Genomic DNA, 14,009 nt, shown 5'->3' with positions numbered 1-14,009 from the left:
ACATGATGTGGCAACGTAACAAGCGCGCGCCCAACCCGTTGATTGAAGCTCGCTGGGCTCGATTTAAATCCAACCGGCGTGGGTTCTGGTCATTATGGATTTTCCTACTGCTGTTTGTGATGAGCCTGTTTGCTGAACTGATCGCCAACGATAAGCCATTGTTAATTCATTACAACGGTGGTTGGTATACACCGATTATGCAGCGTTACAGTGAAACCCAGTTCGGGGGGGAATTTGATACTGAAGCGGATTACACCGATCCCTATGTGGTTGGCTTGATTGAAGAGAAAGGGCAAATCATCTGGCCGCCGATCCGTTTTCATTATGACACCATCAATTTTGATATCACCGGCAGTGTGCCTTCTGCGCCGGATTCAGTGAACTGGTTAGGCACGGATGATAAAGGTCGAGATGTTTTAGCTCGGATTATTTACGGTTTTCGTATCTCCGTGCTTTTCGGTTTTGTGTTAACGGTGATCTCCTCACTCATTGGTGTGCTGGTTGGTGCCACTCAAGGTTACTACGGCGGTTGGCTCGACCTGTTTGGTCAGCGCTTTATTGAAGTTTGGTCAGGTATGCCAACCCTGTTTCTTTTAATTATCTTATCTAGCTTTGTGGAGCCTAATTTTTGGTGGCTACTTGGCATCATGGTTCTGTTTAGTTGGATGAGCTTAGTGGGGGTAGTACGTGCGGAATTTTTGCGCTGTCGAAATTTTGATTATGTGCGTGCCGCACAAGCGATGGGCGTGAGTGATATGCGTATTATTTTACGTCACATGCTGCCTAACGCGATGGTGGCCTCATTAACTATGATGCCGTTTATTCTCTCAGGCTCTGTGACCACTCTTACCTCACTCGATTTTCTTGGTTTTGGCCTGCCAGCGGGGTCGCCGTCACTCGGTGAACTTCTCGCACAAGGCAAAGCCAATCTTCAAGCACCTTGGCTTGGCATCTCAGCCTTTGTGGTACTTTCCTCAATGCTGACGCTATTAGTCTTTATCGGAGAAGCGGTACGCGATGCCTTTGACCCACACTTGCAACGGAGTACTTCATGAGCGAATGGGTATTAGAAATTGATAACCTCTCAGTGGGATTTGGCGTAGCAGGGCAAGCTCGCCCAGTGACTGAAGGTGTGTCTTTGCAAGTGGCACGCGGGGAAACCTTAGCGTTAGTCGGTGAAAGTGGATCAGGAAAATCAGTGACGGCCAATGCTATTTTGCGTTTACTTCCCAAAGGTTCAGCACACTATTTGAGTGGCCAAATTCGATTTGCCGATATTGATACGTTACGTTGTTCAGAACGAGCGTTGCGTGGGATCCGTGGCGGTCGAATTGGCATGATCTTTCAAGAACCGATGGTTTCACTCAATCCACTGCACAAAATTGGTAAACAACTGCTAGAAACATTGGCGATTCACCGCGGTATAAGAGCAACAATCGCGGAGCAAAAAGCGATTGAATGGTTAGGAAAGGTAGGGATTCGTAATCCAGAAATGAAGATCAACGCTTATCCACATGAACTTTCTGGTGGCGAACGCCAACGCGTGATGATCGCGATGGCACTGATTAATGAACCTGAACTGTTGATTGCGGATGAGCCAACGACAGCGTTAGATGTGTCGGTACAAGCTCAGATTCTCGATTTGCTTAAATCATTGCAACAAGAACTGGGCATGGCCATGTTGTTCATCACCCATGATTTGAGCATTGTACGACGCATTGCTGATCGAGTGGCCGTGATGCAACAGGGTAAATTGGTTGAAACCAATCAGTGCCAAGCCTTGTTTCATTCCCCTGTGCATCCGTATACCCAACAATTGATTAATGCCGATCCGCGAGGCACGCCTGTGCCAGTTACTCCTGACGCACCGACTTTGCTGCAAGCTGAAAATTTGCGGGTCTGGTTCCCAATTAAAGGTGGGTTATTGAGGCGTACACAGGCTTATATCAAAGCCGTCACCGATATGAACTTTACGCTGCTCAAAGGGCAATCATTGGGTGTAGTCGGTGAGAGTGGCTCAGGGAAATCGACTACGGGAATGGCAATTTTAAAGCTGTTATCGTCACAGGGCGTGATTCGCTATTTAGGGGAAGATCTGCAACCGCTCAAACGGCACGAAATGTTGCCTTTTCGCAGTAAAATGCAGGTCGTATTTCAAGATCCATACTCAGCACTCAACCCGAGAATGTCAGTCGCGCAAGTCATTGGTGAAGGGTTACGGGTACACACTCAACTCAATGATGAACAAATTGATCAAGCAATTTGCGAAGTGATGCACGAAGTGGGGCTAGACTGTGAAACACGGCATCGTTACCCCAACGAGTTTTCGGGTGGGCAAAGGCAGCGCATCGCCATTGCTCGTGCTCTGGTGCTCAAGCCTGAGTTTATTTTGCTTGATGAGCCCACATCCTCACTCGATCGCACCGTTCAAGCACAAGTTCTGGATTTACTCAAAGATCTGCAGCAAAAACATCACCTCACATATCTGTTTATCAGCCATGATTTGGCGGTGATCCGTGCCATTTGTCATCACACCATTGTGATGAAAGCCGGGGAGGTGGTTGAACAAGGTGAAACTCAAATGCTCTTTACGGCACCTCATCATCCTTACACTCAAGAGCTAGTCCAGTTATCGTCACTCAATCACTAACTCACCATATCCCGTATTGGGATCAAATTGGCGAGAAAAACGTTGTTGTGGATAGTGGTGAATCATCAATTCTGCAGTGGTATTGATGATGTTGCCATCAAGTAAATGGCCGCCCCAAGCACGCCCTTGTGCATCTGCAACCGTGATGTGTATATGGCAGTGGTCATAGGTTAGGGTGCCAGCGAGAGAAAGAATTTCAAACGGTGCGCTCACCTGCATCAGAGAGACGCTATCGGCTAGACGCAGATTAAGGTTTGAAAGACACCCAACGCAAGAGGCAATCGATCCAGCATGAATGCCATGCTTTTTTACCAGGTGAGTGATCTGTTGTTTAAGGTCATCGCCCTGAGTTAGACGAACCGCAATAAGCTCAATCATGCTCGCCCCTCAATTAACTGAGTTAACACCGTTAAACCTTGTTCAAGATCCGTCTGACGCTGTGCCTTACCCAACACTCGCATCCCTTGCATTTGGGTGAGAATTAATTTGGCGATGGCATCAGCAGGTAAAGTGGTCGATATCTGTTTTTGCTTCATGGCATTATTGAGAGCTCGGGTCATCAATCCGAGTAATCGGTCGAAAAGGGCATGACCTTTGCTGAGAACTTCGTGATCAGCCCCCGCGTGCTCAACTAAAGCATTTTGGATAAAACAACCGTTTTTAGAGGTTTTCTGCAAATCGGCAAACCCTTCAAGAAAGGCTTTCAACTCTTCCCAGCCCGCATTTTCAAGCTCAAGTGCTTTTAACGTCGGACCACTCATCAACGCCAGATAGTGATCAAGCGCTTCATAGTACAGCGTCTGCTTATCACCAAAGGCGTTATACAAACTGAATCGGTTGATTTGTAGGTGATCAACCAAATCAGAAATGGCGGTATTGGCGTAACCTTTTTGCCAAAACAACCGCATTGCTTCGTGCAATTTTTCTTCTCGATCAAAGTTGCATTTTCTTGCCATTCGAAACTCTACTACTGAAAAATATATTCTTGACTGAACGTTCAGAAACTGCGTAGAGTATAACCAGAACGATCGTTCAGAAAAAGAAAATAAGGACAGCAGAATGAAATTATATGAAACCGCTATGACACCCAGCAGCCGCCGAGTTTCGATTTTTCTTAAAGAATTGGGGTTGGATGTTGAACGTGTTCATGTGGATATTCGTAGCGGAGAAAACTTGTCCGATACGTTTCGCAGTAAAAGTCTTAATGGCAAAGTGCCGCTACTTGAACTAGATGATGGGACGACCTTGTGTGAAAGTGTGGCTATTTGTCGCTATTTTGATCAAGCCTATCCTAATTCGCAGCAACTGTTTGGCCGCTCACCTCTAGAACAAGCTCAAATAGAAATGTGGCATCGAGTGATTGAGCTTCAGGGGCTCTACGCCGGGTTTCAAGCGTTTCGTAATTTGACAGGTATCTACCAAGACCGCGAAAACTGCGTTTATGCTTGGGGGGAAGAGAGTAAAGCACGAGTTGCCGCCTTCTTACCGCAACTTGAACAACGTCTGGCCGAGTCTACATTTATTGCTACGGATCGTTTCACTATTGTTGATATCACCGCCTACATTTTTATTGGCTTTATCCAAAAAGCACTCGAATTGCCTGTAGCAGAAAATTATCCGCACATTACTCGCTGGTATGAGCAAGTGGCTCAACGCCCAGCTTTTCAATAAGGAATATTTCCATGATTGATTTTTATACTGCAGCAACACCCAATGGCCATAAAATTGCGATTGCATTGGAAGAGATGGGGCTGGAATACACTACTCATGCGCTTAATCTTTCCAGTAATGAGCAAAAACAACCTGAATTCACCGCGATTAACCCCAATGGTCGAATTCCTGCGATAGTTGACCGTGATAACGATGATTTTGCCGTTTTTGAGTCGGGGGCTATTTTGCTGTATCTGGCAGAAAAAACAGGCATGTTCTTGCCACAAGAAAGCAAAGCTCGTTCACGTGTGATCCAGTGGTTAATGTTCCAGATGGGCGGTGTCGGCCCGATGATGGGGCAAGCCAATGTGTTTTACCGCTATTTCCCTGAAAAAATCCAGCCTGCGATCGATCGTTACCAAAAAGAAGGTCGACGCTTATTCGAAGTGATGGACGGGCAACTGACACAAAATGCGTATCTGGCAGGTAATGAATACTCGATAGCCGATATCGCGACATTCCCATGGGTACGAATTCACGAATGGAGTGGGATCTCAATCGATGGCTTACCCCATTTACAACGTTGGATGAATGAAATTGCGCAACGTCCGGCGGTAATAAAAGGTTTAACGGTTCCACCCCCAAGCACTGTAAGTGATGAAGAGCGCGCGAAACAGATCCGCAATATGGTCACACGATAACGCCCACCTTATTCAATATAGCGGCTAACAATTTTATCCAGTTGGCCGCTACTTTTTAGCTCAGCTAATGCAACATTAAATGCAGCAACAAATTTGCTCTGATAAGGATATTGTTCAAGATTTTGATTGGTAAAACCAATGTAACCTTGTTCAATGCTCAGCTTCGCTGCGATCGAAAAATTGGCATTTTCAATCGCTCCTTCTCGTTTTAATTGTGATAATTCCCACAAAATAGAAATGTGGTCATTGATGTAGCAATCAATTCTGTCACCGCGTAACTTTAAAAGATTAACCCTATTACTGTTTGCACTTTCAACAGTAAACTTTTTTTCATTTACCGCTTGCCAAAAAGCCTGCCCACCGACACTAAATCCATCATTGATACCTATTTTTAAACCATAAAAATCCGTTGGCCATTCGGTCAGGTTTTTATGATTTAACCATTTGTTTTGGCAAAACACGACCACCTCTTCATCGAGGATAGGATCTGAGTAAGGTTGGATATAAGGGCGCTTGTTCGGGTAATAATAAGGAGGGAGAAGGGCAAAAATTCGCCCCGCTTCAAGTAACTTTAAACCACGTCGCCAAGGAATAGGCTGTAAAATAATCTCAAACTCCTCCATCAAGGTATCGGCTGAGCGCACAATGTCAGGATAAATCCCCAGGGCTTGGCCGTTCTTGGCATAGCTGTAAGGAGGATAAGCGTCATCCGTGAAAATGGTCACGCTGATTGGCTTTGCATCGAGAGAGGCTGAGATTATCCAAGAGCACATCAAGAGTACATCAATACGCATAGTTGCCTAATCAAAGGGGGCGTTCATAATCTTTAGTTTAGTGGTTGTTTGCATTGACGTTGGTAATTACGTTTGAAAAAGCTAAACTGCGTAAAATTTTTTGAGAGTAATGTCATGACAGACGAACAATTCAACCCACAAGATAAAGAAGTCGAAATTGAAGCTATCGGTGTGGAAGTTTCTAGCCAACCTATCGAGCTGTATAAAGTGCTGAAAATTGCGAACGCCATCAGCGGTGGTGGAGAGGCAAAACACGTGATCAGTGAAGGGTATGTGTTTGTCAATGGTGAAGAAGAAACTCGTAAGCGTCGTAAAGTCTATGACGGTGATCTCATTGAATTTAACCAAGAGTTTTACGTCGTGATTTGTGATGTCCCAGTGACTAACACCGAATCCGTACCTAGTGTAGCAGCGCCGATAAAGTCAGTAAAAAATGCGGCAGAAGCGGCTCCATCAAGTAAAAAAGCATCCTCTAAAAAGAAAGAGAAAGCTCAAAAGAATTCGTCGAAGACAAAACAAAACAAGTCGAAAGGAGAAAAAGAATCGGCAAGCAGTGACTCCGTAGCGAGTTCAGGACGCAGTGCTATCCGCTTCTTCTGACGTGACAGTGTCGCAAATACAGCTAGACTGATGTGTCAGTCTAGCTGTGAACCCTTGTTTGATAATTCAGTTACAAAGAGCAGTGTGCTTTCTTTCCCTGATAAGGTGGGAGAGTGCTGATTGCCGCACTCAAATCCGTGATACGAGTATTGTGCGATGGGTGAGTAGATAGAAGCTCTGGCGGCTGCTTACCACCGGATGCTTTTGCCATATTTTTCCAAAGCTCAATGCTCTGGGCTGGATCAAATCCCGCTTTGGCCATCAACGCTAACCCCAATACATCAGCCTCAGATTCTTGGCTTCGCCCGTAGGGTAGAATAACGCCATATTGTACGCCCACACCGAGTGCTCCCATCGTCAAATTACGGTATTGACTGTATTCTGATGCACCAATAGCAATATCGGTTAATTGTAAGCCCGCATTCGCTAACTGTGATTGTGATAAACGTTCATTGCTGTGATTAGAAAGAACATGAGCAACTTCATGCCCTAGAACTGTTGCCAATTGATCTTGGTTAACCGCCACCTTCAACAGCCCTGTGTAAACCCCAATTTTTCCGCCTGGTAATGCAAAAGCGTTAACTTGATCGCTTTCAAAAACGACCACTTCCCACTGAGAAAAGCCTTTTTGTGTCGGGACTTGAGCCGTAATTGCATCTGCAACGCACTGCACATAGGCGTTAGTTTTTACATTTTTATTAACGGGAATTTCTTGTTTCATCTGCGTAAAAGATTGTGAGCCAAGCTGGCTCATATCATTATCAGAAAACAGGAGTAATTGATTTCTACCGGTTGGGGATGCAGTACACGCGGTTAAGCCTATCGTCATCAATAAAGCGAGCGCCAATCGAGCCTTATTCATTGTCTATTCCTTCATTTTGTGGCGACTGATGAGTGCCATCAATATTACCATCAAGCAATCATAATGTTACATCTTTCACTCGCTTGAAGCCCGACGAGGATCCTCATTTTGTGTAAGTACGCGCGAGTCGGTACAATGCGCTTTTAGCCGATTCTCTTAGGATTTTGTCATGGCCATCTGGAACAAACCTATTACGTTAGAAGTACTAAATGCGACTTCTAAAAATACACTCATCGAACATTTAAATATCGTTTATACCGAGTTAACGGACAATAGTATCTCTGCAACCATGCCAGTGTGTCATTTCACGCATCAACCATTAGGAATGTTGCATGGTGGTGCATCTGTCGTTTTGGCTGAAACTTTGGGCTCCGTTGCGGCTAATTTTAGCGTTGGCGAAGAGGCTTATTGCGTAGGTTTGGACATCAATGCCAACCATGTCCGCGCGATGCGAGAGGGAAGGGTTATTGGTACAGCAACACCATTGCATATGGGTATTTCAACCCAAGTTTGGCAAATCGAAATCAAAGACGAGCAAGGGCATTTGGTTTGTATCAGCCGACTTACCGTTGCCGTCAAACGAGCACGCGTACAAAAAAACCAGCAGTCATGAGAGGTTTCAGTGGTTATTCAATTTAAAGGCGGCAAAATCATCCTCACTCCACATGAAGTGGTTGTCCGCTTGGGGAGTGAAAACATGGTAACTCTACAAGCACATTCAGATGCCATTACTCTGATGGGAAATGGGGCAAATGTATTAGTCGCTAATGGCAGTGAAGCTAAATGGTCACTCAAATTGGATGATGAAGCGCAACTGCGTACCATAGCCCAAACGCTGGGTTGTGATGTGCTCTAAAAGTTTTTTCTTGAGACTTGCTCAATTCATAAAAAATAAGGAAACTGCCTAAAAATAGAATCGTTATGAGTTTTCCTCTTTATGAGTAGCCCCCGTTTACGTGTTCAGTTCGAAACGCTCTTTGAGCACTTTCAAGGCCAAGACGTTGAAACCCAGCTTGAAGATGTTACAGACATCTTATTTTGTACTCGCCGTAATGCACGGATTGTACTGAATAAAATGGAAGAAGAGGGGTGGATCGAATGGCATCCTGCTGCTGGGCGCGGCAAACTTTCGCAGCTCATTTTTAAACGTAGCCGTGCTGACGTGAGTGAAAACCTCGCTCGTCGTTATCTTAACGAAGGAAAAATTGGTCAAGCCTTTGCGGTTCTTGATCAAGATGCCGCAAAATTAACCCAAGTCATTGAAAGTTATCTGGGCGTTCAACACCAAGAAGGGCTACAAGTGGTAAGGCTTCCATACTACCGCCAGCTCTCAATGTTGAACCCGCAAAAACCGATGCGTCGTTCAGAGCAGCATATTGCTCGACAAGTGTTTAGTGGGTTGACTCGTCTTGACGAAGATGAACAATTACAAGCCGATTTAGCACACGCTTGGCAAGCTATTTCAGAAACACATTGGCGATTCTACTTACGCCCAGGAGTCCGTTTTCATAACGGAAATCTGCTTACCACCGAACTGGTGGTACAAAATCTCTGGCAGTTACGTTTGCTGAATTTATTTGCGCATATTGATCGTGTCGATTCTCCCTATCCTTGGGCGGTTGATGTCTATTTGCAAAAGCCGGATGCCTATCTACCTTTAATGCTGTCTGAGGCTTGTGCGAAAATTCTTCCAGCAGAAGCGGATCGTAACCCAGATTTTGATTTGATGCCGGTCGGTTCCGGTCCTTACAAGGTAGTCATAAATGACGAAAAACGCTTAGTTTTACAAGCATTTGATGGCTATTTTGGTTTTCGCCCACTGCTGGATCGTGTGGAGGTTTGGGTCATCGATGAAGTGCATTCTTCGATGGTTTTTCCTAGTCTGTCTAATCCGATCAAATCGGCTCGCGGTTCATCTACTGAAGATGTAGAACTGGATCCCGGATGTACCTATTTACTACTGAATCGTCGCACAGGGGTAGCCAAAAATGAACATTGGGCACGTTATTTATCCGAAAAACTCAGTGCACTCAATCTGTTTAGGCTTCTCCCTGAAGACAAAATTATTGAGCTTGGGGTTTTACCTGCGTATGGCTTAAAGCCAGGGTGGTATCATCATTCAACCGCACAGCACAGAACATTTCCACCAGAAACAAAAGAACTGACGATTGCGTATCATGCCCAACACCCTATGTTTCCAACCGTAGCTAGTGCGATAAAGCAATTGCTCAACCAAGATGGGATTAGTGTCAACATCATCAAGTATGAACATACAGTCTCTGATACAGACAATGTGGATATTTGGATTAAACCAATGGGTATCGCCAATCATCGTGATGATGCGCTAGCTGGCTGGTTACTGAACTATTCAGATATTGAGTTTTTGAGCCAAAATGAAGATTTCAAACAATGGGAGAGCTTAATTGATGGTTGGCGAGCGGATCCATCCGCCGTGTTTCCAGCCAAAGAATTAGGTAAGTCTTTGGTCGAAAAGCATCAATTGATCCCAATGTTTCACTGCTGGCTTGGGATTAGCAAAGATCAGTGTGGTGCTCTACAGAATGCTAAATGCAATGCACTCGGTTGGTTTGACTTTAGCCAAGTTTGGGTGAAGCCCGATATTTCGACTCATCCCGCTTAGCCTCAGTTTGATCTTGATCGCTAATCAATCAGTTTTGCAAAATAAACCCTGCTTAGCCCACAACTCAGTGCTAGACTTACGGCAAAATTGATTGTGACTCTTAGGAGGATAAGTGGAACTGGCCTTGATTATTGCTTTTATCGTTGCTGCTGCAGTGATGGTAAAAAAAGAGATGGCAGAGAACAAATAATTCATTTCATCACTTTTTAAATTCCTTTTGAATGAAGTGTTCTTTAAGAAAAAAGCCAGCGTAAGCTGGCTTTTTGTCTGTGGATTAGAACTGGTAATCGAGCGAAATACCCCAGTTACGTCCCGGTTGAGATTGGTAGTCAATATTGAACGCCTCGGTTCCTGTTTTCCCAGAAATATCCGAGTAGTGCCAGTACTTCTTATCAAATAAGTTAAACAGTCCAGCACGAACCGTGAGATCTTTTACTGGAACATAATACGCAGTAAGGTCAACTACGGTATAACCCGCCACATCGAGGTTGTTATCAAGTTGCCAGTCATCTTTGCTGACCACCATTTTCACATTGAGTGCTGAACCGAAGTTCGTTTGATCATAACCTAGCCCAAACACACTGGTTAATGGCGCAACGGTATCAATTTCTTTACCCGTTGCTCTATCTTCACCGTGCGCATAAGCGACCGCTAGGCGAGCATAGCTACCATGTGGAAGAGGAGATACCGTATCCAGTAATAGGGTAGAACTGAATTCTGCACCGTAAATACGAACTTCGTCGATGTTGTACTTGCTGATCACATCTTTACCACCAGATTCGCCCGTTTTGGTTTGGGTGATGAAATCTTGGTAATCATTGACGAACAATGCAAATTCCATATTGCCATACGCATTATTCCCACGAGTTCCCACTTCATACGAGATACTGCGTTCAGCTTTTAAATCAGGGTTAGCTTCAATAATCGCTCCGCGGCTGTAGAAGTAATAAAGGTCATAAACTGTTGGAGCTTTAAATCCTTGACTGATCTGACCAAACAGCGCGAGGTTCTCTTTTAAGTGGTAAACTGCGCCAAGCTTCCCAGTAAAGGAATTGTCTTTATTTGGTTGATATTGGGTAGTAAAACCTGCGTCTGTTTTTGGTGTAGCTTCATACGAGTCATATCGTAAACCCGCGGTCAGAATTAATTGCTCATCCATTAGGTACATCTGATCTTGAGCAAATATCCCCCATTTCTGAACATCCGCATCTGGCATCTCGGCTTGAACAGGATTAGAAGTACCAGTCCGGTACAAATGGTCAACGTTATTGATGCTAAAGTCGTTGTTTAAATAGCTTCCACCATAGGAAATGTCGTGAGAGACACCTTGTTTCTCAATTAACTTATTAAATTGAGCATCAACTTGGATTGACTTATCCTCTGTATCTCGCTCGCGCATACGAGAACCATACTTTACAGTAGTATCATAGTTTTTGTTCAAAGCGCTTGATTCTTGGTAACTCAACGAAATCTTACTTTCATCTACCAGCAAACTATTCATTAACCATTGATGGTCGAGGGATACACGAGTGCGATCATTCGTATCCTCAGTATATGCATTTGAGTAAGTTACCCCTCCCATTGAATAACCGTTATAGTTTAATTTGTTCTCATCATAATTTTTAACGTAGTGTTCTAAGGTTAAACCTACACGATGAGCCTCATTCACTTGATATTGTGCTTTAGCTAAGACATTACCTAGATCCGTATCCGCAGGGTTAGTTGCACCGCGTTTAGGTCCTTCAATGTCAGTGCCTGAACCGTGAGACTGAGTTTCGTGACCTTGTGCATAAGTGGCCATTACTAACGTCTCGAGTTTGCCTTCGCGCATTGCCCAAGTCAGAGTGTTTTTGAACTGCTCGTCCACAGACGTGTAGGTTGACTTAATACCAAAACGATGGCCATCATCGTCACCCACTAACACATCACGTGGGTTTTTGGTACGAAATTGAACTAAACCACCCAATGCATCCGAACCATATAGAGTCGAAGAGGGGCCCTTGTTAACTTCAATCGCTTGTAAAGTATCAACTTCAATGCCATTACTGTATTTGCTCTGCGTATTTGCACCTGAGTTGTAACCTACTGGTTGCTGAACGCCATCAATAACTGTCAATATCCGGCTATCTTCCATGCCACGAATGTTAAAACCTGATATACCAAAACGACTACCAGATTTCACTTCTACACCTGGGGTGTATTTGAGTGCCTCTTTTGCATCAGTTGCGATTGAATTATCAATATCTTGAGCGTTAACCGTATTGATCGATGCTGCAACATCTTGTTTGTTTTGAGCAGAGCGCGTTGCCGTTACGACAACTTCATTGAATTGTGACTGTTGTTCAGCGTATGCTGAAGGCACCAGTGCTAGCATGATTGCGCTAGAGAGCAGAGACTTTTTATACATTTGAACTACCTGCGGTTTCCATGTTGAATAAACGCAGGAATTCTAATAAACATTAATGATAATTGCTATCATTTGCATTTGTTATCTTTCGTTTGAGTAAATGAAAGAAAGACAAGTTATAAAGATAAGTTCATAATATTCATATAGTTAGATTTATATCTTCAATACTTTTAATGTGATAATTTGTGATTTCTATCACATTAAATTGTGTGTTAATGACCAGATGGAGAGAGTCTTGTTAAGTCCAATTACGCTTGAAGCCTTGCACATTCTCGATGCAATAGAACGTCGGGGAAGCTTTGCCGCCGCTGCCAATGAGCTAAACAGAGCACCAAGTTCATTGAGCTATCAAATCCAAAAGCTCGAACAAGACTTGGACTTGATGATTTTTGATCGCTCTGGACATAGGGCCAACTTCACTGAAGCGGGCAAACTTATCTTAGAGCGGGGCAGGGCTATCTTGGCTGCGACCGAAAAATTGGTCAATGATGCGACGTTACTGGCCAATGGTTGGGAGCTCGATATCACGATTGCACTGGATGGTATTGTGCCCGCAGCGAATCTTTTTCCTTTGGTCGAAGCACTAGGGAATATCAGTAAAACGCGAGTCCGTATTCAAGATGAAATTTTGGCAGGTTGTTGGGAAGCGTTAGCAACAGGGCGTGCAGATCTCCTGATTTGTCCTCGTATCGAAGCATTGCCACAAGATGTGAAAGCAGAAACGATTGGCACGATGAAAATGATCTGGGTCGCCGCACCAACACATTACGTACATCGACGTGTTGGCGAATTTAATGAAGAAGCAAGAGAAAAATACCGAGCCATTGCGATTGCTGATACTGCCCGAGAACAACCGGCGATGAGCGTGAATATTTTACAGAGACAGCCTCGCTTAACGGTGAGTAACTTAGACGCTAAATGTAAAGCTTTGGTTGCGGGTTTAGGAATAGGAACTTTGCCGCAACAAGTTGCAAAAACTTATATTGAACAAGGTGAACTACAGCGTATCAACGGCTCTGAAGACTTAGATATGGAAATTGTTCTTGCTTGGCGACGCAACCAAATGGGCGAAGCCAAATCATGGTGTATCCAATATCTCAAAAAGAACTGGGATTGGTCATAGATCATTTGAAGTGACAGAGGATCTGCAAGATCCTCTGTCACTTCTGGCATTACATTAACGTCAAAACCATATCCGCCGTTCCATCTTCAAAATGGATTTCAACGTCAAAACCCATCTTTTGCGCTAGGGTTAACATTCCGCGGTTTGTGGGCATCGTCATACCAGACATCTGAAGTGTGCCTTTCGAACGACAATAATCGATGATTTTACGCATCAGGATTTTGCCTAGTCCTTTGCCTTTTAAATCAGATCGAATCAATATCGCAAATTCTGCGTCGGTATTTTCGTGATTGATTAAAGCCCTAGAGACACCAATGATTTCGGATGTTTCTCCCTCACCACTAATCGCGACAAAAGCCATTTCTCGGTCAAAATCGATTTGGGTCAGATTAGCTAATGCTTCATGATTAAATTCGCCCACATCAGAAAAAAATCGCTTGTAGAGGTCTTCTTTAGACACTTTCTTAATGAAAGAGGCATGTTTGGGCTCATCTTCAGGCAATATCGGGCGCACCATAATCCACTCACCATCACGAGCTTGGCAACGTTCTTCCAATTCGGTTGGATATGGGCGAATCGCC

General features: G+C 44.2%; 15 protein-coding genes. 9 read left to right on the top strand and 6 right to left on the bottom strand.

Annotated elements, in window-relative coordinates; translation table 11 throughout:
- Window positions 1-2: 2 nt before the first annotated feature.
- Together EPB59_RS14280 and EPB59_RS14275 are read left to right on the top strand one after the other, a co-directional pair.
- On the top strand, window positions 3-1,055 hold the full coding sequence (locus EPB59_RS14280; RefSeq protein WP_431355119.1) for an ABC transporter permease: 1,053 nt from the start codon (window positions 3-5) through the stop codon (window positions 1,053-1,055).
- Entirely contained in the window at window positions 1,052-2,650 is a 1,599-nt protein-coding gene (locus EPB59_RS14275) for an ABC transporter ATP-binding protein (protein WP_154173416.1), read from the top strand. The genes EPB59_RS14280 and EPB59_RS14275 overlap by 4 nt, the downstream gene beginning before the upstream one ends.
- On the opposite strand, the gene EPB59_RS14270 is transcribed toward EPB59_RS14275, so the two are convergent.
- Window positions 2,636-3,028, bottom strand: a complete 393-nt coding sequence (locus EPB59_RS14270) for a PPC domain-containing DNA-binding protein (RefSeq protein ID WP_055032846.1) — start codon at window positions 3,026-3,028, stop codon at window positions 2,636-2,638. The genes EPB59_RS14275 and EPB59_RS14270 overlap by 15 nt on opposite strands.
- On the bottom strand, window positions 3,025-3,606 hold the full coding sequence (locus EPB59_RS14265; RefSeq protein WP_154173414.1) for a TetR/AcrR family transcriptional regulator: 582 nt from the start codon (window positions 3,604-3,606) through the stop codon (window positions 3,025-3,027). The genes EPB59_RS14270 and EPB59_RS14265 overlap by 4 nt, the downstream gene beginning before the upstream one ends.
- Window positions 3,607-3,709: 103 nt before the next feature.
- On the opposite strand from EPB59_RS14265, the gene EPB59_RS14260 reads away from it, so the two are divergent.
- Together EPB59_RS14260 and EPB59_RS14255 are read left to right on the top strand one after the other, a co-directional pair.
- Entirely contained in the window at window positions 3,710-4,321 is a 612-nt protein-coding gene (locus tag EPB59_RS14260; protein ID WP_154173412.1) for a glutathione S-transferase family protein, read from the top strand.
- A gap of 11 nt (window positions 4,322-4,332) precedes the next feature.
- Window positions 4,333-5,001, top strand: a complete 669-nt coding sequence (locus EPB59_RS14255; RefSeq protein ID WP_154173410.1) for a glutathione S-transferase family protein — start codon at window positions 4,333-4,335, stop codon at window positions 4,999-5,001.
- Window positions 5,002-5,009: 8 nt separating this feature from the next.
- Here the strand turns inward: EPB59_RS14255 and EPB59_RS14250 are convergent, their stop codons facing one another.
- A complete protein-coding gene (locus EPB59_RS14250; protein ID WP_154173408.1) occupies window positions 5,010-5,795 on the bottom strand; it encodes a substrate-binding periplasmic protein in 786 nt (261 codons plus the stop codon).
- A 114-nt stretch (window positions 5,796-5,909) separates the two neighbouring features.
- Between EPB59_RS14250 and EPB59_RS14245 the strand changes: the two genes are divergently transcribed.
- Window positions 5,910-6,395: an RNA-binding S4 domain-containing protein gene (locus EPB59_RS14245; protein WP_154173406.1), complete on the top strand. Its 486-nt coding sequence runs from the start codon at window positions 5,910-5,912 to the stop codon at window positions 6,393-6,395.
- 70 nt (window positions 6,396-6,465) lie between these two features.
- Here the strand turns inward: EPB59_RS14245 and EPB59_RS14240 are convergent, their stop codons facing one another.
- A complete protein-coding gene (locus EPB59_RS14240; protein WP_154173405.1) occupies window positions 6,466-7,257 on the bottom strand; it encodes a M48 family metallopeptidase in 792 nt (263 codons plus the stop codon).
- Between the two features lie 169 nt (window positions 7,258-7,426).
- On the opposite strand from EPB59_RS14240, the gene EPB59_RS14235 reads away from it, so the two are divergent.
- From EPB59_RS14235 to EPB59_RS14225, 3 genes are all read left to right on the top strand, one after another.
- Window positions 7,427-7,870 (top strand): hotdog fold thioesterase, encoded by a 444-nt coding sequence (locus EPB59_RS14235; RefSeq protein ID WP_055049864.1) that lies wholly within the window; start codon window positions 7,427-7,429, stop codon window positions 7,868-7,870.
- Between the two features lie 9 nt (window positions 7,871-7,879).
- Window positions 7,880-8,113 carry a DUF3389 domain-containing protein gene (locus EPB59_RS14230; RefSeq protein WP_055049863.1) on the top strand — a complete coding sequence of 78 codons (234 nt, stop codon included), beginning with the start codon at window positions 7,880-7,882 and terminating at the stop codon, window positions 8,111-8,113.
- A gap of 81 nt (window positions 8,114-8,194) precedes the next feature.
- Window positions 8,195-9,898, top strand: coding sequence for an SgrR family transcriptional regulator (locus EPB59_RS14225; protein WP_154173403.1), 1,704 nt, complete (start codon window positions 8,195-8,197; stop codon window positions 9,896-9,898).
- Window positions 9,899-10,172: 274 nt separating this feature from the next.
- Here EPB59_RS14225 and EPB59_RS14220 read toward each other — a convergent pair whose 3' ends face one another.
- Window positions 10,173-12,305: a TonB-dependent hemoglobin/transferrin/lactoferrin family receptor gene (locus tag EPB59_RS14220; protein WP_154173401.1), complete on the bottom strand. Its 2,133-nt coding sequence runs from the start codon at window positions 12,303-12,305 to the stop codon at window positions 10,173-10,175.
- A gap of 235 nt (window positions 12,306-12,540) precedes the next feature.
- Here EPB59_RS14220 and EPB59_RS14215 point away from each other — a divergent pair, with 235 nt between their 5' ends.
- Window positions 12,541-13,428 carry a LysR substrate-binding domain-containing protein gene (locus EPB59_RS14215; protein WP_055049860.1) on the top strand — a complete coding sequence of 296 codons (888 nt, stop codon included), beginning with the start codon at window positions 12,541-12,543 and terminating at the stop codon, window positions 13,426-13,428.
- Between the two features lie 49 nt (window positions 13,429-13,477).
- Here EPB59_RS14215 and EPB59_RS18670 read toward each other — a convergent pair whose 3' ends face one another.
- Window positions 13,478-13,945: a GNAT family N-acetyltransferase gene (locus EPB59_RS18670; RefSeq protein ID WP_241666262.1), complete on the bottom strand. Its 468-nt coding sequence runs from the start codon at window positions 13,943-13,945 to the stop codon at window positions 13,478-13,480.
- Between the last annotated feature and the right edge of the window lie 64 nt (window positions 13,946-14,009).

It is taken from the genome of Vibrio metoecus (genome assembly GCF_009665255.1).
Lineage (GTDB): Bacteria > Pseudomonadota > Gammaproteobacteria > Enterobacterales > Vibrionaceae > Vibrio > Vibrio metoecus_B.
This window is presented reverse-complemented; position numbering and strand designations above follow the sequence as displayed.

Coding starts and splice junctions, on each gene's coding strand:
- EPB59_RS14255 (WP_154173410.1), top strand. CDS start 4,333: ATGATTGATTTTTATACTGCAGCAACACCCAATGGCCATAAAATTGCG.
- EPB59_RS14270 (WP_055032846.1), bottom strand. CDS start 3,028: ATGATTGAGCTTATTGCGGTTCGTCTAACTCAGGGCGATGACCTTAAA.
- EPB59_RS14220 (WP_154173401.1), bottom strand. CDS start 12,305: ATGTATAAAAAGTCTCTGCTCTCTAGCGCAATCATGCTAGCACTGGTG.
- EPB59_RS14260 (WP_154173412.1), top strand. CDS start 3,710: ATGAAATTATATGAAACCGCTATGACACCCAGCAGCCGCCGAGTTTCG.
- EPB59_RS14240 (WP_154173405.1), bottom strand. CDS start 7,257: ATGAATAAGGCTCGATTGGCGCTCGCTTTATTGATGACGATAGGCTTA.
- EPB59_RS14225 (WP_154173403.1), top strand. CDS start 8,195: ATGAGTAGCCCCCGTTTACGTGTTCAGTTCGAAACGCTCTTTGAGCAC.
- EPB59_RS18670 (WP_241666262.1), bottom strand. CDS start 13,945: ATGGTGCGCCCGATATTGCCTGAAGATGAGCCCAAACATGCCTCTTTC.
- EPB59_RS14275 (WP_154173416.1), top strand. CDS start 1,052: ATGAGCGAATGGGTATTAGAAATTGATAACCTCTCAGTGGGATTTGGC.
- EPB59_RS14280 (WP_431355119.1), top strand. CDS start 3: ATGATGTGGCAACGTAACAAGCGCGCGCCCAACCCGTTGATTGAAGCT.
- EPB59_RS14250 (WP_154173408.1), bottom strand. CDS start 5,795: ATGCGTATTGATGTACTCTTGATGTGCTCTTGGATAATCTCAGCCTCT.
- EPB59_RS14235 (WP_055049864.1), top strand. CDS start 7,427: ATGGCCATCTGGAACAAACCTATTACGTTAGAAGTACTAAATGCGACT.
- EPB59_RS14245 (WP_154173406.1), top strand. CDS start 5,910: ATGACAGACGAACAATTCAACCCACAAGATAAAGAAGTCGAAATTGAA.
- EPB59_RS14265 (WP_154173414.1), bottom strand. CDS start 3,606: ATGGCAAGAAAATGCAACTTTGATCGAGAAGAAAAATTGCACGAAGCA.